This window comes from Bacteroides sp. 519 (genome assembly GCF_010500955.1).
GTDB lineage: Bacteria > Bacteroidota > Bacteroidia > Bacteroidales > Bacteroidaceae > Bacteroides.
Window position 1 is genome coordinate 149,280 of the sequence record NZ_QVMJ01000006.1, and the last position, 19,572, is coordinate 168,851.

Sequence of the window (19,572 nt, forward strand, 5' to 3'; positions counted from 1 at the left end):
TTATGTCCAACCTAAAATCACTGGCTAAAGATACAGCCATTTATGGATTAAGCAGTATTGTAGGTCGTTTCCTCAATTATCTGCTGGTACCACTATATACAGCCAAGTTTACTTCCGAATCGGGTGGTTACGGAATTGTTACCCACATTTACGCCATAACAGCTTTTGTTATGGTTTTGCTTATCTACGGTATGGAAACCGGATTCTTCCGGTTCGCCAATAAAAAAGACGAAAACCCGCAGAGGGTATACTCTACCATCCTTATGTCGGTAGGAAGTTCTTCGTTATTATTCCTTTTACTGTCTTTTGCTTTTCTGCCTCTTATTTCGGGAGCATTGGGATATGCTAATCATCCCGAATATGTTGGGATAATGGCAATTGTGGTTGCTGTGGATGCTTTCCAAAGCATTCCGTTTGCTTATTTGCGTTATCAGAAACGGCCGATACGATTTGCAACCATTAAACTCCTTGGCATCTCTTCAAACATATTCTTCAATCTGTTCTTCCTGCTTGCCTGTCCCTGGATACATACACATGCTCCCGGTTTAATATCCTGGTTCTATAATCCGGATTATGGTGTAGGATATGTTTTTATATCGAATCTGATATCAACCTCCTTGCAAATGATTTTGCTAACTCCCCTGTTCAAAGGGTTCCCTTATGTATTCGACCGGGTATTGATGAAGAAAATATTTATCTATTCCTTCCCATTATTAATACTTGGAGTGGTTGGTATCCTTAACCAAACAATAGATAAGATGCTCTTTCCTTTGCTTTATCCGGATAAGGAGCAAGGCAATATTCAATTAGGTATTTATGGGGCATGTAGCAAAATAGCGATGATAATGGCCATGCTCACTCAAGCCTTTCGTTATGCATACGAGCCTTTTGTATTTGGCAAAAATAAAGATGCCGACAATAAGAAAACGTATGCCAACGCAATGAAGTACTTTATCATCTTTGCCCTGCTGGCATTTCTGGGAGTAACTTTCTATCTTGATTTACTTAAATTCATCCTCAGGGAACCGGGATATTGGGTAGGTTTACGTGTTGTTCCCATTGTTATGGCTGCCGAAATATTGATGGGTGTTTACTTCAACCTCTCTTTCTGGTACAAACTGATTGATGAAACCCGTTGGGGGGCCTACTTCTCTATTATTGGTTGCGTAATTATTGTAGGACTGAATGTACTGTTTGTACCGGTTTACGGATACATGGCTTGTGCTTGGGCAGGAGTTGTGGGATATGCCGTTATCACTATTCTTTCGTATGTTTTGGGACAAAAAAAGTATCCTATTGAGTATAATTTGAGGTCAATAAGCGTCTATATATTATTGGCAGGTATATTATATGCAATATCGCAACTGGTGGTAATAGATAATCTTATTATTAGGTTGTTGTTCCGAACCCTGTTGCTATCAGTATTTATAGCCTATATCATTAAAAAAGATATGCCACTGAATCAAATACCCATAATTAACCGTCTTATAAAGAAAAAAGCGTAATTAAAACAACTCAGAAAGAATGAAAAAACTAATTGTTTCGCTGTTTCTTGTAGCAGGGATTAGCGCTGCACAGGCCGACGAAGGCATGTGGATGCTGGGAAACCTGAACAAGAAAACACGCAATACCATGAAAGAAATGGGACTGAACCTCCCTGCTAACAAGTTATACAATCCGAATAAAACATCGCTTACCGATGCCGTAGTTAGCTTTGGAGGATTCTGTTCGGGAGTAGTTGTGTCCGAAGACGGGCTAGTTTTTACCAATCACCATTGCGGATTCAGTGCCATCCAACAACACAGTACTGTTGAACACAATTATCTGGACAATGGTTTTGCTGCCCCATCTCACGAATATGAATTACCTAACCCTGAGCTGTATGTACGTTTTCTTGTTAAAACCGAGAATGTAACCAAACGCATATTGAAGGATGTTAACGATACAACAGACGAAAAAGAAAGGAGCGCCATAATCGACTCTCTGAAATATGTTATTCAGGAAGAAGTTTATAAAAAAGACTCAACCCTTGTTGCCATTGTCGACACCTACTATGGTGGCAATGAGTTCTGGCTATCTGTTTACCAGGATTACAACGATGTTCGTTTGGTATTTGCCCCACCATCGTCTGTTGGAAAGTTTGGTTGGGATACCGATAACTGGATTTGGCCCCGCCATACTGGCGATTTCAGCGTATTCCGCATATATGCAGGAAAAGATAATAAGCCGGCCAACTACTCGCCAGATAATGTTCCCTACCGCCCAAAACATTATTCGCCCATCTCACTGAAAGGATACAACGAAGGTTCTTTTTGTATGACGCTGGGCTATCCGGGTACTACCGACCGCTATCTATCATCTTTCGGTATCGAAGATAGAATGTACACACTAAACCAGGCCCTTATTGATGTACGCGGTGTTAAGCAAACCATCTGGAAGAAAGCAATGGATGCCGATCCGGATATACGCATTAAATATGCTTCGAAATACGATGAAAGTTCCAACTACTGGAAAAACAGCATCGGCACCAACAAATCGATTTTAGAGCTCGGAATACTCGATAAGAAACGCGAAATGGAAGCAGCCCTCCTGCGGTGGATACAGCAAACACCTGCCGAAAGAGACAAACTGTTACACCTGTTATCGTCGTTGGAACTGAACTACAAAGCCGCTCGCGAAACCAACCGGGCTATGTATTATATGAGCGAAGCTTTTATGAACAGCCCGGAAATAATATTGCTCTCGCTAGAGATCCTGAACTTCGATTACGAAGCCGACAAAAAGGACATGACAGCCAGTCTGCGCAAAATTCTGGAGAAGTACGAGAATATGAATCCGGAAATAGACAAAACCGTATTCCTTGCCATGATTAAAGAGTACCGGAACCAAGTAGATACAATCTATCTGCCAGACTTCTACTCAACCATTGCTACCGAATTTCAGGGCAACGACGAAGCTTTTGTAGACAGCCTATACAGCAACACCAAACTCGATACTCCACTGGGACTAAGGTTATTTGCCGACAGCGACAGCGAATACAGCATTATTGAAGACCCAATAGTTGGTATAGCAATAGATATATTGGCAAAGGTTTTTGAAATGAATCAAACTTCCATGGAAGCAACCACCAATATTGCACGAGACGAAAGACTTTATAATGCAGCCGTACGCAGAATGTATGCAGATAAAAACTTCTACCCCGATGCCAACTCTACCATGCGGTTGAGTTTTGGTACAGTGCGCGGTTATACACCTTTCGATGGTGGTACTTACGATTATTACACTACCGCAGCCGGTATACTCGAAAAAGCCAAAGCCCACTATGGCGACCGCGACTTCCGCATTCAACCCGAATTGGCCGAGCTATTATCTTCTAACAACTTCGGCAGGTATGCCGATAAGAATGGCGATATGAGTGTATGTTTTATTTCGGATAACGATATTACCGGTGGTAACTCGGGCAGTGCTATGTTCAATGACAAAGGCGAGTTATTAGGTCTTGCTTTCGATGGCAACTGGGAAGCCATGAGTAGCAATTACCGTTACGAACCTACCTTGCAACGCTGCATAGGTGTTGATGTTCGTTACATGCTGTTTATTATAGAGAAATACGGCAAAGCAACTCACCTGATTAACGAATTAAAAATCATGGATTAACTCTTCCGCTCAGGAGATTTATGGCCAAAAAAGTGTCACAAGTGTCACACCGTATCTAATCTACTAAAATTCAGATTATTACAGTGTGACACTTCGCTTTTTTAAGAAAAATAAGTACCACCGAAGTGTCACATTTCACTTTTTGGCTGCCATTTGCAAGTGCATTTTCTTTTTTATCCTTCTTCATTTTCTTTAATCTGCTACCGGAACTGTTTATTTGTGCTCTTGGATTTTTGTTATGTACACCCGGGTGTTCGTTTTGTGTACACCCGGGTGTACACAGCAGTAAGACCCGGGTGTACAGGTCGTTCACACCCGGGTGTGCAAGCGGTTAACACCCGGGTGTACACAAACAAAAGCAATAAGGATAACAAACAAGATGTAGTATGTTTAATTAAAGAATGCGGTTTATTTGGCCTGTATAATAATAGGGAAGAAGAATGTTTGTAATAGAAAGGGGGCAAAAAAACATTATTTTTGTAATAAAACTGAGGCAAATTAATATTAAAAACTTTATCTGACTGCCATAAAAATCAAAGATTTTTATTTAAGTTTGCGAATATTACTTTATTGCTATAAAATGCGGAATCTCATTATAAAAAACATTGGACCAATTAAGACTGTAAACATTGAGTTAGACAAACTAAATATTTTCATTGGTCCGCAGAGTAAAGGTAAAAGCACTATAACTAAAATTGCTTGTTACTGCTCTTGGGTTGAGAAAAGAGTAGCACTACTCAAATCTAACCAAGAACAATTAAGCGAAAAGGATGCATTTGCAAAAGAACTGGTTCGTTTTCATAAGCTAACAGGTTATTTACAAGAAGATAGCTATATCTATTATAAAAGCGATATTCTAACAATTGAATATCTTCACTCTAACAGAAAACCCATATTTGAGTGGAAAAACCGATTCGATTATAAAAAAGGGAAAATATCTTATATACCATCCGAACGTAATATTGTAGCTGCCATACCCAATTGGTTAAATATTAAATTTATAGATAATAATATCCGCAGTTTTATTGCAGACTGGGATGAGGCACGCAACATCTGCCCCAAAGAAAATCCATTAAGCATTTTGAATATTGGAGCAAAATATTTTTTTGATGGAGAAAGCGATAAGGTTATCATCAATCCGGAGAACAAACAACTGGAACTAACCAATACATCAAGTGGTTTACAATCACTAATACCTCTTTTAGTTCTTCTGGATTACATTTACAAAGGGATATATCAAAACGAGAATCCGGCAAGCATAAAAGATTTAAAGGATAGAAATGTTATTAACATGGACCTGATGCAAGAAGTTATGGGTACTTCCAGCCTTACACAAATCCTTGATCTGGCCGAAAAAAGAAACAATATAGTTCATAATGGCAACAGTGATATAACTGGTATTCTGGAAAAATTTAAAAGACTTGAGATTTTAAATAACAACTTTACCGGAATTCATCATACCACCACCTACTTGGAAGAGCCCGAACAGAACTTATTTCCTACAGCACAACGCGATTTAGTAGGAGAACTAATACGCCTCAACAATTTAAATGATGATCATTCGCTTACCATTACAACACATAGTCCTTATATACTATCTTCTATCAATAATCTTATCTATGCACACAATGTAGGTCAAAGCCATCAGGATGAAGTAGCCACAATTGTTCCTACACAAAATTGGATAAGTTACGAGAAAGTAAGAGTTTACTTTGTTGATAATGGCAAAGCAACGTCAATCTTAGATGAAGAAATAAAACAGATAAAGGCCGAAACAATAGACGAGGTATCCAGTATTTTGAACCAGGAATATGACCAATTAATGGACATTGATAATTAATCCCAATATGACTTTTGATGAAACACATGTAAACTCATCGCATATAATCTCAAACGATGACCGACCTATAATTGTATTAAAAGACAAGAAAGAGCCACGCCAATACATTGGTAAAAATGATAAGAAGAAACAGGTTACAGTTTATCGTATTGATGATGGGATTCTCAAAAATGGAGAGAAATGCGATTACGCCATAAGCATCAACATTACTAAAACAGTTTATTTTATTGAGTTGAAAGGTGGAGATTACACAAAAGCCTTATCGCAGATTCATTCTACCATTAAAACTTTGATTCTTGATTCTAAAACAGATACAACAAGCGTTAATGCCAGAGTTGTATTATCCAAAGTACGGGTGCCAAACATAAAATCGACACAAGAAATTAAATTGGTGAAATTACTAAAAGCATTGAATGGTGATTTAAAGAAAGAAACACAGAAGATGATAGAAATACTGTAATTAATAGAGATAGAGTTTTTTTATTACTTTTGCAACAAATAGCAACAAACATGGAACGCATCTTTCTAATCGGCTACATGGGATCGGGCAAAACAACATTAGGAAAAGCTTTAGCCCAAAAGCTTGGTTTATCTTTCGTAGACCTTGACTGGTATATTGAAGAGCGGCTCCATAAAACAATAAATGAGCTATTCGCAGAAAAAGGAGAAGCTAATTTCCGCGAATTGGAAAAGAAAATGCTGCACGAGGTTGCCGACTTTGAAAACGTAGTCATTGCAACCGGCGGTGGCACCCCATGCTTCTTCGATAATATGGATTTTATGAACAGTTGTGGCAAAACTGTTTTTTTAGACACAAATATCGATGTGCTTTTTCAACGATTAGCAGTAGCCAAGCATACACGCCCAATACTAAAAAACAAAACCAACGAAGAGTTATTAGCGTTTATAGACGAGGCACTTAAAAAGAGATTACCCAAGTATAAATGCGCGAAGTACACTTATAATTCAGAAAAACTAGACAATCGCCAACAAATTAAAACCTCAGTAGAACAATTGATCGTAGTTATAGGGTAAAGGTAATAAAGATAATAAAGGTAATAAAGTAGATAAAGGTAAAGTGCTTTATTACCTTTATCTGCTTTACCTTTATTACCTTTATTACCTTTATCTGCTTTTTTATTACCTTTGTTCCTTATTTAAAAGCAAAGAAAAAAGAAATGAGAAAATGGCGTATTGAAGACTCGGAGGAGCTTTATAACATCACAGGTTGGGGAACTTCCTACTTTGGAATCAACAACAAAGGTCATGTAGTAGTAACTCCACGTAAAGACGGCGTAGCTATCGACCTGAAAGAATTAGTTGATGAACTACAATTGCGTGATGTTTCGTCTCCTATGTTATTGCGGTTTCCTGATATCCTTGACAGTCGTATCGAAAAAACGGCTCGTTGTTTTGAACAGGCTGCGCAAGAATATGGTTATAAAGGTCAAAACTTTATTATATACCCCATAAAGGTTAATCAGATGCGCCCCGTGGTAGAAGAAATTATAAGCCACGGTAAGAAATTCAATCTAGGACTCGAAGCCGGCTCTAAACCGGAACTACATGCAGTTATTGCCATCAATACCGATTCGGATTCATTAATCATCTGCAATGGCTATAAGGACGAAAGCTACATTGAGTTAGCACTTCTGGCACAGAAAATGGGTAAACGCATTTTCCTTGTTGTAGAGAAGATGAACGAACTAAAACTGATTGCGAAGATGGCGAAGCAATTAAATGTACAGCCAAACATTGGGATTCGCATCAAATTAGCTTCATCAGGTAGTGGCAAATGGGAAGACTCCGGCGGCGATGCCAGTAAGTTTGGGCTTACCTCTAGTGAGCTTCTCGAAGCACTCGATTTTCTGGAAAAGAAAGATATGAAAGATTGCCTGCGCCTTATTCATTTTCACATTGGTAGCCAGGTAACCAAAATACGCCGCATTAAAACTGCTTTGCGCGAAGCATCCCAATTCTATGTACAACTACATAATATGGGATTCAATGTAGAGTTTGTTGATATAGGCGGAGGTTTAGGTGTTGATTACGATGGCACACGTTCATCAAACAGCCAGAGTAGCGTAAACTATTCTATTCAGGAATATGTAAACGACTCTATTTCGACCTTGGTCGATGCCAGTGATAAGAATGGCATTCCACATCCCAATATTATTACCGAAAGCGGACGCGCACTTACTGCTCATCATTCTATTTTAGTATTCGAGGTGCTCGAAACAGCTACCCTACCGCAATGGGATGATGAAGAAGAAATTAGCGAAGATGCCCATGAACTGGTTCGCGAATTGTATGGAATATGGGATTCGCTTAACCAAAACAAAATGCTCGAAGCATGGCATGATGCACAGCAAATCAGAGAAGAAGGACTAGATCTCTTTAGCCACGGCATTGTTGACTTGCGTACACGTGCCCAGATAGAACGTTTGTTTTGGTCCATAGCCAGAGAAATTAACCAGATTGCCTCTGCACTAAAACATGTTCCCGACGAATTTAAAGGTTTATCAAAACTGTTGGCCGATAAGTACTTTTGTAACTTCTCGCTCTTCCAGTCGTTGCCAGACTCTTGGGCTATCGACCAGATATTCCCTATTATGCCCATACACCGTTTAGATGAACGCCCAGACCGCACTGCAACCTTGCAAGACATTACATGCGATTCGGATGGTAAGATAGCCAACTTTATTTCAACCAAAAATGTATCACACTATCTGCCTGTTCATAGTTTAAAAGCCAAAGAAACATATTTTATGGCTGTATTCCTTGTAGGTGCTTATCAGGAAATACTGGGAGATATGCATAACTTGTTTGGCGATACAAATGCAGTACATATCACAGTAAACGATAAAGGCTACAATATAGACCAGATTATTGATGGCGAAACTGTTGCCGAAGTACTGGACTATGTACAATACAATCCCAAAAAACTGGTTCGTACTTTAGAAACCTGGGTAACCAAATCAGTAAAAGAAGGAAAGATATCCCTTGAAGAGGGAAAAGAATTCTTATCTAATTACCGTTCCGGGTTGTACGGATATACATATTTAGAGCAATGATTTAAGTTTTTGAGTTAATAAGTTTTTGAGTTAATAGACTAACATAAACTCAAAAACTTAGAAACTTAAAAACTTAGAAACTTAGAAACTCAAAAACTCAAAAACTCAAATGGATGTCACAATTATCAAAGTAGGAGGCAAAATAGTTGAAGAAGAGTCTTCGCTTAACAATTTATTGAACGACTTCGCTGCTATTCCGGGTTACAAAGTGTTAGTTCATGGAGGAGGACGATCGGCAACTGCTGTTGCAGCACAACTAGGCATAGAAAGCCAAATGGTAAACGGCCGACGCATAACCGATGCCGAAACACTGAAAGTTGTAACCATGGTATATGGAGGACTGGTAAACAAAAATATCGTAGCCGGCTTACAGGCCCGCAATATAAATGCTCTGGGCCTTACCGGAGCCGATATGGATGTTATCCGCTCGGTAAAACGCCCGGTTAAGGACATTGACTATGGTTTTGTGGGAGATGTAGAGAAGGTTAACGGCGCAATGCTTGCCGATTTGTTAAGCAAGAACATCATCCCTGTAATGGCACCCCTTACTCACGATGGCAAAGGAAACATGCTAAATACCAATGCCGACACCATTGCTGGCGAAACAGCCAAGGCTCTTGCTCCTTTCTTTAATGTAACCCTGATGTTTTGCTTCGAGAAAAAAGGTGTTCTTTTGAACGAAGCCGACGACGACAGCGTTATTCCACAAATTACTCACGCCGATTTCCTGAAGTATGTTGAAGAAGGAATTATTCAGGGGGGCATGATCCCTAAACTGGAAAACTCGTTCGATGCCATCAGCGCCGGTGTTTCTAAAGTAGTTATAACCAAAGCGTCGGAGATAGCAGAAGGGGGAGGAACTTCTATAGTTGAGTGATGGGTAATGAGTAATGAGTTTTGAGTAATGAGTGTCCATGCGGCATCGTAACTCAAAACTCATTACTCAAAACTCATTACTCAAAAAACTTCGTTTTTGTGTGTAACTTTTCATTTACTCATTCGTCAATAATATAAAGATGCCGAAGATTAGTTTTCGCGACAATGTATTGCCCCTGAAAGACAAGCTTTTCCGGATAGCACTCCGGATTACCTTGAACCCGGCAGAGGCAGAAGATATTGTTCAGGATACTATGATTCGTGTTTGGAATAAGCGTAATGAATGGTCGGAGTTAGAATCGGTCGAAGCCTTTTGTATAACAATAACAAAAAACCTGGCAATAGACCGTATTCAGAAGAAAGAAGCACAGAACATCTCCATACAAGAGAATATGGCTGAACAGTTTCTGGTTCCGGGACCTTATGAGGATTTGATTTCTCATGAAAAGTTAGCAATCATTCATCGCCTGATTAATGAGCTTCCCGAAAAACAACGCACAATTATGCAACTTCGGGATATAGAGGGAGAGAGTTATAAGAAGATTGCCCAAATGCTGGAAGTATCCGAAGAACAGGTTAAGGTATATCTGTTCAGGGCACGACAGAAGATTAGGCAAAAATACAATGAGATTGAAAAGTATGGATTATAAACACATTGAGCAACTGTTAGAACGCTACTGGCAATGCAAAACCACCCGTGAGGAGGAAATTCAGTTGCGAGAGTTCTTCATGAGTAGCAATATTCCCGAAGAGCTAAAGGTATACAGAGATATATTTGTTTATCAGTCTGTACAACAAGAGGTTAAAATAAGTTCGGATTTTGAAGAACGGCTATTCGACGCCATCGAACAGTCTTCGTACAAAATAAAAAAAGTATCGTTCGTTGCAAAAATAGCTCCTTTATTCAGGGCAGCCGTGTTTGTAGGAACATTCTTACTGGTTAGTAATCTAACTCAACGTTCTATGTTTAAAGATGAAGCTTTGAATTATGAATACGAGGAAGGTTCGTCGACACCGGCAATACTTACAGAAGGATCTGTAGTGCAAAGTATCGACACAATGAGAGTTGAATTAAAGAATGAAAGCAACTCTAATAAAAGTGATACAATCCTTGATGTTATTTCAGGGCTTAAATAGGATTTTCATTTGCTTTAAATATAGTTAGTGTGCTTAATTACAAATGCGAAGCTGTGAAGTTTCAATTCTCTCAATTTCTATTAAATGTGACTAACTAAATAAAAGGGCTACCGCGTGATGCAGTAGCCCTTTTCTCGTTATGGCCGAACCAGTACAACTACCGGATTCATATCCTCTGTAATCTTATTCAGAAAGCTTAGTTCGCCTTTGATTTCGGTATCGGCATACAATCCCATATTGCATTGAAAGAAGATAGATTTATCATTTTCGGCTACATAAGGCACTATAATTCTTTTATTGTTATTCTCTGTATTCGTTCTTTCGTTAACAGGCCAGTGATAATCTCCGGTATTAAATACAGCGTAAGTTTCAAGTTTATTCTGCTTGATAGTATAAATTGTGTCTCCAAAGTTCTCTTTAAATCTTATATCGCCATTATTATGCCACAAAACCGGAGAATTAGGGCTTGCCATTAAGCGTTTACCGCTTTTATAGTCAATTAAGATAATACCCGATTGAGCCCAATTACCAAAAAGATTTATATTATTTAATACAGATACGGAGTTTATATCGCTCACTGATTCCTCAAGAGGAGGCAATAAAGCTGTTATCGAATCATTATACCCTCCATTGTTATCGTAGAATGCCAGCTTTGCAACACTAAATACATCCGAATAGTAAGCAACTATACCCGATTGGTTGGAAATCAGATAAGATGGAAGTCCGGTTAGTTCTACCTTACCGCTATATTTTCCCTGCATATCATACTTCATCAACCAATTGGGTTGTCGGCAGAAATACAACATATCTTTATTTTCATCCGCCCAGTTCATGGTTGAAGCATATCCTTCAGGATCTTCTCCGATATGCCCAACAGAACTTATAAATTTGCCTGTTGCTTTATCAAAAACAAAGCATTGTGATCTTGTTGTTACTACAATCTTGTCTTTCAACACATTAATATGGGGATTATTTCCAATCAGGCAATCGTCTGTAGTTTCAAGTGGAATATAACGGATGGTTGTACCAAAGTCCGAAGCCTTCAACGCAGTGAGGTTTTGCAAACCAGTAACTACATCTATTTCCATCTGCGCCCCCAACTGGGAAGGATTGTTGGTACAGGCACTCAGGAGAGCTAATGCGAAGCAAAATGAGAGGGTTAGTGTTTTCATTTATAATCTGTTTTAGTGATTAAATGCAAATAAACTAATTAATATAGTTTCTGAACTAAAATAATTAGTTAAACAAACTAAACTGCATTTTTCATACTAGTCTTTTATTTCACCACAGAGTTCACAGAGTTACACAGAGTTTTAAACTTCCATGCGGCATATTTAAAACTCTGTGTAACTCTGTGAACTCTGTGGTGAAATACTAAAAGAAAAGAGGTATCAGAACATCTTCCAATACCTCTAAACAATTAAGGTGTAAGTTAAAAGAGAATTTATTGCTATAATTTATGAAGTCCTTTACGTGAGAAATCTATTTCCGGATTGCCTTTATAACCAACATCGCCGCTACCACTTACTTTTCCACTCAGTTTATCGGTTGCAAAACATCTGATATCGCCCGAACCATTAACATAAGCTTCCACATTGTTAGCCTGTAAACCATTAGCTGTGATGTCGCCCGAACCAGACACATGATAGGAGGCATTACGAGCCTTACCGTTTAAAACAATATCGCCCGAGCCATGCACATTAGCATCGATATTGCTACAGCTTACACCCGAGAAATTAATATCGCCCGAACCATGCACACTGGCTGCAAGTGTATTACACTTCAAATTCTTGCCTTGGATATCGCCCGAACCATGTACATTAAAACTCAAATCCTTATTGGTATTAATGCCTTTCTCAATATAAATATCGCCTGATCCGTGAACCGTCATTGTGGAAACATCAGGAGCAGATACTCTAATCTCAAGCTTACCAGGATTGTTTATACTGGTATTGCGTTTATACTGAACAATCAGCGTTTCACCTTTAACAAATACTTCAACATAAGGAATGATATTGCTGGAACCATAAATCTCAACCGAAGGTTTACCCGAAGTTTGAGTGTAATATACATCCGGACTACCATTAACGGTAATTGCTGTAAATTCGTTCTTTACATCTACCTTCTTGGTAGTATAATTTTTATTACCGGTTATTGTGTTTTGTGCACAAGCTATAACAGATATTGTTATAAGTGCTGTAATGGCTACTACTAAATTTCTCATTTTATTTACGTTTTAAAGTTTAAAGCTGTTTAATTGATCCGATACCACTTTTATTTATCTTTTTCTCTTGAGGAGAGCCTTTATATTGAATGTTTCCAACCCCTTGCACGGCTGCCGAAATTGATTCGGTGGCATGGCAGGAAATGTTTCCTACGCCTTGCGAAGATGCGTTTACTGTTTTAGCTTCTAAATTAACGGCATCAATGTTTCCTACTCCCCGGGCCGATAGAATAGCGATGTTGGCTGTTCCGTCAATCTTTGTATCGCCAACGCCGGTAGAATTTACTGTAACTTCCTCACAAGTCAACGAGTGGATATTAACATCACCAACACCTTGCTGACTAACAGTAAAGTTAGTAGTAGTTAGTCCGTCGTTAATATAAACATTCCCTACCCCGTTAAAATTAAGACTATACAATTGAGGTGTTGAAATCATGATCTTCATCTTCTTTACATTCCGCACCCTATTTTTCTTTTTCATAGTAAGATACAAGGTATTATTATCGATAGATGCTTCAAAAAGTTCTACGATATTATCCGGGCCGTATATTTCTACACTTGTTGTTGCGTCTTTAGACTGTACATAATACACATCGCCTACAGTTGTTACATCAATATTCGAAAATTCGCTAACCTTATAATTGCGGGTTATATAGGTTTTACTTGGGGTTATTCCTTCGCCGGCAATAACACAACCACAAACTGATAATGCAAGCAGACATAAGACTATAACAAACTGAAAAAAAGTATACGTTTTCATATCTTCTAATATATTAATTGTTTTCATTTTCTTTTTAGACGTATGTTCAAAGTAAAAAGTTGCATTTATTTGCATTTTCTTTTTCTCTTTTTATAGAGTCAAAACACATGCCATAGAACTAATACTCACATATACAATCACTTACCAATAACAGATAGTGTTCATTATCGGACTCTTTGTTCATAAACGAATTAACAGGCTTACTAACCGCGTAACTTAACGTAACTCAGCGTTTCAAGTCCCCTCTTATTTGTTATTAACGGATTTTTTGCTTTCTTTGTCATATATTAATATGTCACTAACATTTATAATGAACAACATGAAAAAGATTTTTGCATTCTTAGTTTTAACATTAGTATTTTCAAGTGTAACTTTTGCTCAGGCCTTTGATGAGCCTAAGCCCAAACCAACCGTTTATATTGATTATTTCAAAAGAACGAGTGATGTACCTTTCTCTTTAGCCGAAGGTTTGCGAAACGGAGTAATTGGGGGCATCCAAAAGATGAACCGCGTAATCCTTATTGATGTTGATTCGCAAGATGTGCTTCGGATAGAAGAAAGCAGAAGGAACTCAGAAGGCATTTCGGCTGGCGATGATAACGAAATGGATCGTTTGGCTGTAATGGGTCAGTTAGGTGCACAATTCCTTATCACAGGCCATGTAGCCAGTATAACAACCTCATGGGTAGACGGAAAAGATGGAAAACCGGGTTATTATTCGGCAAAAGCGTCATTAACAGTTAAGGTAATCAACCCCAATAACGGAACGTTAATTGGAACCGAATCGTTTACAGCAAGTGGTACTGCCAAAGAAAGACAAGCTGCTATGGCTGCTGCTTGTAGTGCTACTTTCGACATGGATGATTTCGTAGATAATTATTTCAAAATTGAAGGCTCAATTATCGAAGTTAATAAGAGCAAGAAAGATAAAGCCGAAGAAGTGTACATCAATGTTGGTAGTGCTCATGGAGTTATCAGCAATCAAAAATTCACTGTTTATATTGCTCGCGAAGTTGCCGGACGTGTTGCTCGCAAAGAAGTTGGCCGTTTAAATGTGAAATCGGTAGAAGGCGACGACATTTCGTTGTGCAAAGTAAATAAAGGCGGCGAAGAGATTCTTAAAGCTTTTAACGAAGAAAACAAAATCATTGTAGTTTCAAGAAAACAAACCCTCTTAGGTGGTTTGGGTAATATTGTTAGAGAAAACGAATAAATAAGTTTTGAGTAATGAGTAATGAGTGATGAGTAATGAGTTTTGAGTTTAGCTATACATTACTCAAAACTCATCACTCACCACTCAAAACTCATCACTCATTACTCAAAACTCATCACTCAAAACTTCATCATTATGCTTAAAAAATACTGTTTAATAGTAGCTCTTTTCATCCCCGGGATAATTCTGGCACAGAACTATTCAGGGGATGTGAGTTTTGTTGAAAAAGGCTCTAACACGCTTACATTGCGTGCAACAGGGGTTAGTGCCAAGAAAAAGGATGCTGTAGTAATGGCAGCCAAATCGGCTTTTTATACGCTGTTTTATACTGGGGTTGAAGGAGTAAACAACGGAAACCCTTTGATTACAGAGAGAAAGGCCAGTTACGACACCCGTTTTTTCGATGAAAACAGGTATAACATCTTTGTACAAACACTGAATGAACTGGGCGATCCGGTGAAAGAGGGAAAGGCTTATAAAGCCTCTGTAGAAGTTGTTATTCTATCGAATGCTTTACAAAAAGACCTTATCCGCAACAAGGTAATAACCAACCTTACAATGGATGCCGGAGGTCCTGGAAGTTCAGTAAAGTTGCCTACTGTATTGGTTATTCCTTATACCAAGGAGGGCGAAGATGTACGCGATATTCTGGATAACAACCAGATGTTGAGCATGGCAGTAAGCCGTGTTACCAGCGAATTCAGCAACCGGGGATACAAAACCAAAGATTTCATCTCGCAATTGAAGCGTTTAAAAAGAAATGATGTTCTCACCGCCGGATCACAATCGGATGCTGTAGCCAAAATGATTCAGAACATGAGCGCAGATATCATTGTAACCACCAAAATATTTGTTGCTACCCACGCTGGAAGACAAAGTGAGGTTACGCTTGAACTACGTGCAACGGAGTTTCAGACCGATGGAAACCTGGCAAGTGCCGAGTTTCTGAGTGGCAGATATGTTACAACCGACTCGTTGAAACTGGCCGATTATGCTTTCAAGAAGATACAGAATGATTTCTTTTCGCGCTTACAGAACTCCTTTAACGATATTGTTAGAAACGGAAAGGAAATACTTATCCAAATGGTACTTGCCAAATCGGTTACCGAATGGGATTTCGAATCGTCGCTGAACAATGGTGATGAGTTCCTGATGGTTATGGAAGATTGGCTTCACGCAAACGCTCTTAATGGTGTGTATAGCATAAATAGCAGCGATAAAGTACTGGATATTTCCATGCAGATACCTATTTACGACGAAGAGCAAGGTAGAGCATTTACTACATCACGGTTTAGTAGCCAACTACGAACCTTCCTGAATGGTTTATTCGAAGGTGAATACAAAGCCAGTGTAGTAACTATGGGACAAGGGTTGACAGTAACAATTGAATAATTGAACAGTTATGAATAACAGAATTAAAACAGTTCTTTTGCTCCTGTTCGTTTCTATGGGAGTAATGGCACAGGAAAACATTCATTTTGTTGCAGGGGCTCCCACACAAGATGGAATAAGCGAAAAGGTTAAGAATGCCATGAAACTGAAGGTTGAGCAGATTATTGCCCGAAACAACGCCGGAGCAAACTCTCTGTACAACGCTTTCGTTATCGTGCCCGAGCTAACAATTACCGATACCCGAAGCACAGAAGGATTAATCCGTGATGTAACCCTGCTTACCGGTGAATTCACTCTTACTGCAAAAAACCGATACGATGATAGCATTTATGGCAATGTTATCATCGAAGTGAGTGGAGATGCCACAGGAAACCAGGAAGCAGCAATGGCTGCCCTACTGAACGGAATAAAGTCTAATAACCCTGCATTTCTCCGGTTTATTCGTACTACCCGCAAACGTATTGTTGAATACTACGAGCAAAACTGCCAAACCATCGTGCTGAAAGCTCAAACAATGATCAATATGCAGCAGTACGATGAAGCAATGGCCTATTTATCGAGTGTGCCGGAAACAGTTAGTTGCTATACCGAAGCCACACAGTTGCTCGAAACATCTTTCAGCGGATCGCAGGTACTGGATTGTGATAAGAAACTGCGATCAGCCCGCAGCCTGTACATCCGGCGCAATTATGAAGAGGCACTTATCCTTTTGCAGGACATATCTTCGAGCAGCCCTTGCGGAGACGATGCAGCTGCTTTAATGGATTCCATCGCAAAATACATTCAGTTTAATGAGCCTGATAAGCCAGTTGAGCCTGTTCAGCCTGAGGACGACGAACTAATAGAAGAAGTACTCGAACCACTAGGCCCACTAAAACCAAGAACACCTGTAATAGAGGAAGAACCCCAATATACGGTAAGTATATCCTGCAATGGTTTACAGTTTGAGGTTGTTAGTTGCGAAGGAAACACCGTATCGCAAACCATTACCCTTTATGGTAAATTTGTGAACGAAGAGGCAAAAGTAGATGCAAGTATTTATATGGAAACGGTTATTACACCAGATGGTGGAACCCTGACCCAGCATCGCAACGTTGCAGCTTATGGAACAACTGCCGACCGACATTATATTCCAATGCCTACCGGTATTAAAGTGGGAAAAGTATTTGAAATACGCGATGTGGTTAAGAAGTTCGACACATTGGCTTATGTAGAAATAGCTGCGCGAGGTTGCAAAGTAATCATCCGTGATTTACCTGTTACCTGGAAATAAATATCCGATGAAATGAAACAAAAAGTAATATATCTGCTTGTATTCCTCCTGATAGGGGGAATGCAGGTTTTTGCACAGAAATACAAAGTTCTCGATAAAAGCGACAAAAAGGCTCCTGTGTGGTACGAATCGGCCGAAGCTGAATTTATCGTTGCATCGGCCGAAGCTACTACCATGGAGGCAGCCAGAGAACAGTGTTTGGCAAGTATTAAACGACAAATTATTCAATCGGTTGCCCAGAACATTGAATTTGCTGACAGTCATACTATTAAGCAAACTACTACCAATAACGACCACATCTCCGAATTCCTCGATCAATACACAGCCGAAGGTTCAACGCGTGCGGCTTCTATACCGTATATCAAAGGTATTTCTCTTTCTAAAGTAGATGGTTCGTATTGGGAAAAGCGGCAAGACAAGAAAACCAACAAAATTACCTATGCTTATGCGGTGAGATATCCTTTCCCTGCCAGCGAGCATGCACAACTTGTTGCTGAGTTCGAAGCCAGAGATCAAGAAATGGAGCAACTGGTTACCCAAATGGAAAAAGAACTGGATACGATTGAATCTGTTGAAGAAATAAACCAGCGCATAAACAAACTACGTCCGGCAATGGACTATTTCTTCGATAAAACCAGGCAAGAATGGGTAAAGGGAGTTGTTGAAAACTACAAAAAACTACCAACCTTCATTACTGTAGATGGTGAACATATAGATAACAAAACCTATTCAATCACCCTGATGCTGAAAGGTAAACCCATCACTACGGCAGCCATGCCCAAACTAACGGCCAATTGTGCATCGAAGTTACAAGCCAGCCCCTACGAAGGCGATATTCTTATAACCTACGATACAGAAGACTGCCTGCGCGACGAACAAAACTCAATAGATGTAGTTTTCCGTTTACCTGGAAAAGTGCTGAAACACACATTTTATGTTTCGGGTGGTGAGTGATCATGTTTCTAGATTCTAATTTTAACCGCAGAGTTTCGCGGATTAACGCAGAGTTTTTAATTTCTATGCAGCATTGAATCTTAAACTCTGCGAAACTCTGCGTACTCTGCGGTTAAAAAAGTTATCTTTGCTTCTCATTACTCAAAATCTACTCACTTGAAGATAATTGAAGATAAAGAACTGGGACGTTTGGTAGTACGTGTAAATTCACGGGCCAGACGTTTTATTTTTCATACCAAGAGCGATGCAATATATGTATCTGTTCCATCTGGCACTACCCGGAAAGACTTGGACGCTGCAATAGAAAGCCTTCGGCATAAACTTCTGGATTCGCGCGAGCGGGTTAAACCAGCCCGTAAAATAAATCTGGACTATAAAATAAATGCCGAGCACTTTAAACTCACCCTTGTGCAGGGAACCCAAAACAAGTATCTGGCCCATTCAGCATTAGGCGAAATGAAAATTGTTTGTCCGCCTAATGCCAACTTCGATAATGAAGAGATACAACTGTGGCTACAAAAGGTCATCGAAGAGGGTTTACGGCGCAATGCTAAGGCTATTTTACCCCCTCGGCTTACAATGTTATCCCAGAAGTACAATCTCCCCTACAAAGGCGTTAAAATCAATTCTAGCAAAGGGCGGTGGGGAAGTTGCTCTTCACAAGCCAATATAAATCTAACTTTTTACCTGTTACTCTTACCACAACATCTTATAGACTATGTTTTGTTACACGAGCTATGCCATACGTTAGAAATGAGTCATAACGATAGATTCTGGGCTTTTATGGATAAAGTTACAGATAACAAAGCATTAGAGTTAAGGAATGAATTAAAGCAATACAAAACGGAGATTTAAGCTCAATTGTAAGCAATTACCTGCCGGGAGTAGACAAACCTTCACTCATAACATATTCGGAATATTTTTGCATTGTTTATAATCCGCGTTCTACGGGCTGTAAGCCCGACTTAATTCAGCCCCAGGCATCGCCTGGGGTAATGGGAAACACCCCATAAAAGCGGGCTGAAAGCCCAGCTCAATAATTAAACTGCCCTTTCAGGGCGCTAGAGCGTGGCTGTTATTACCCCAGGCGTTGCCCAGTCATGTTCGGAAGATTTGTATATTTCCCTTTATTGCTTATTTGGGGTTATCCAAATTTTATCCTTTCAGAACTA

17 protein-coding genes are annotated in these 19,572 nt (G+C 39.3%); 14 read left to right on the forward strand and 3 right to left on the reverse strand.

All coding sequences use genetic code 11. The features are described 5' to 3' along the window. The first annotated feature begins 2 nt into the window (after positions 1-2). The 9 genes from D0T85_RS08175 (at position 3) to D0T85_RS08215 (ending at position 10,584) form a co-directional block, all read left to right on the forward strand. Positions 3-1,505 (forward strand): oligosaccharide flippase family protein, encoded by a 1,503-nt coding sequence (locus D0T85_RS08175; protein WP_163212094.1) that lies wholly within the window; start codon positions 3-5, stop codon positions 1,503-1,505. 19 nt (positions 1,506-1,524) lie between these two features. Continuing rightward, on the forward strand, positions 1,525-3,657 hold the full coding sequence (locus D0T85_RS08180) for a S46 family peptidase (RefSeq protein ID WP_163212096.1): 2,133 nt from the start codon (positions 1,525-1,527) through the stop codon (positions 3,655-3,657). Between the two features lie 580 nt (positions 3,658-4,237). Further along, positions 4,238-5,497 (forward strand): ATP-binding protein, encoded by a 1,260-nt coding sequence (locus D0T85_RS08185; RefSeq protein ID WP_163212098.1) that lies wholly within the window; start codon positions 4,238-4,240, stop codon positions 5,495-5,497. A 7-nt stretch (positions 5,498-5,504) separates the two neighbouring features. Next, positions 5,505-5,957, forward strand: coding sequence for a hypothetical protein (locus tag D0T85_RS08190; protein ID WP_163212100.1), 453 nt, complete (start codon positions 5,505-5,507; stop codon positions 5,955-5,957). A gap of 50 nt (positions 5,958-6,007) precedes the next feature. Continuing rightward, positions 6,008-6,532, forward strand: coding sequence for a shikimate kinase (locus D0T85_RS08195; protein ID WP_163212102.1), 525 nt, complete (start codon positions 6,008-6,010; stop codon positions 6,530-6,532). A gap of 143 nt (positions 6,533-6,675) precedes the next feature. After that, complete coding sequence (gene speA, locus D0T85_RS08200; protein WP_163212104.1) at positions 6,676-8,571, forward strand: biosynthetic arginine decarboxylase; 1,896 nt, start codon at positions 6,676-6,678, stop codon at positions 8,569-8,571. Between the two features lie 109 nt (positions 8,572-8,680). Beyond that, positions 8,681-9,448 (forward strand): acetylglutamate kinase, encoded by a 768-nt coding sequence (argB, locus tag D0T85_RS08205; RefSeq protein WP_163212106.1) that lies wholly within the window; start codon positions 8,681-8,683, stop codon positions 9,446-9,448. 139 nt (positions 9,449-9,587) lie between these two features. Beyond that, the gene (locus D0T85_RS08210; protein WP_163212108.1) at positions 9,588-10,097 is read left to right on the forward strand and encodes an RNA polymerase sigma factor; all 510 of its coding nucleotides are present in this window, start codon (positions 9,588-9,590) and stop codon (positions 10,095-10,097) included. Then, positions 10,072-10,584, forward strand: a complete 513-nt coding sequence (locus D0T85_RS08215) for a hypothetical protein (protein ID WP_163212110.1) — start codon at positions 10,072-10,074, stop codon at positions 10,582-10,584. Before D0T85_RS08210 ends, D0T85_RS08215 begins: the two co-directional genes overlap by 26 nt. A gap of 137 nt (positions 10,585-10,721) precedes the next feature. On the opposite strand, the gene D0T85_RS08220 is transcribed toward D0T85_RS08215, so the two are convergent. From D0T85_RS08220 to D0T85_RS08230, 3 genes are all read right to left on the reverse strand, one after another. Continuing rightward, on the reverse strand, positions 10,722-11,756 hold the full coding sequence (locus D0T85_RS08220; RefSeq protein WP_163212112.1) for a DUF4934 domain-containing protein: 1,035 nt from the start codon (positions 11,754-11,756) through the stop codon (positions 10,722-10,724). A 278-nt stretch (positions 11,757-12,034) separates the two neighbouring features. Continuing rightward, positions 12,035-12,808: a head GIN domain-containing protein gene (locus D0T85_RS08225; protein WP_163212114.1), complete on the reverse strand. Its 774-nt coding sequence runs from the start codon at positions 12,806-12,808 to the stop codon at positions 12,035-12,037. Positions 12,809-12,827: 19 nt separating this feature from the next. Next, positions 12,828-13,595, reverse strand: coding sequence for a head GIN domain-containing protein (locus D0T85_RS08230; RefSeq protein WP_239060671.1), 768 nt, complete (start codon positions 13,593-13,595; stop codon positions 12,828-12,830). A gap of 292 nt (positions 13,596-13,887) precedes the next feature. On the opposite strand from D0T85_RS08230, the gene D0T85_RS08235 reads away from it, so the two are divergent. The 5 genes from D0T85_RS08235 to D0T85_RS08255 all read left to right on the forward strand — a co-directional run bounded on the left by D0T85_RS08235 (position 13,888) and on the right by D0T85_RS08255 (position 19,255). Continuing rightward, positions 13,888-14,781 (forward strand): hypothetical protein, encoded by an 894-nt coding sequence (locus D0T85_RS08235; protein ID WP_163212116.1) that lies wholly within the window; start codon positions 13,888-13,890, stop codon positions 14,779-14,781. A gap of 135 nt (positions 14,782-14,916) precedes the next feature. Further along, on the forward strand, positions 14,917-16,173 hold the full coding sequence (locus tag D0T85_RS08240; RefSeq protein WP_163212117.1) for a DUF6175 family protein: 1,257 nt from the start codon (positions 14,917-14,919) through the stop codon (positions 16,171-16,173). A 10-nt stretch (positions 16,174-16,183) separates the two neighbouring features. After that, positions 16,184-17,446 (forward strand): hypothetical protein, encoded by a 1,263-nt coding sequence (locus D0T85_RS08245; RefSeq protein ID WP_163212119.1) that lies wholly within the window; start codon positions 16,184-16,186, stop codon positions 17,444-17,446. A 12-nt stretch (positions 17,447-17,458) separates the two neighbouring features. Then, entirely contained in the window at positions 17,459-18,400 is a 942-nt protein-coding gene (locus tag D0T85_RS08250; protein ID WP_163212121.1) for a hypothetical protein, read from the forward strand. Positions 18,401-18,556: 156 nt separating this feature from the next. Next, complete coding sequence (locus tag D0T85_RS08255; RefSeq protein ID WP_163212123.1) at positions 18,557-19,255, forward strand: SprT family zinc-dependent metalloprotease; 699 nt, start codon at positions 18,557-18,559, stop codon at positions 19,253-19,255. The last annotated feature ends 317 nt before the right edge of the window (positions 19,256-19,572 follow it).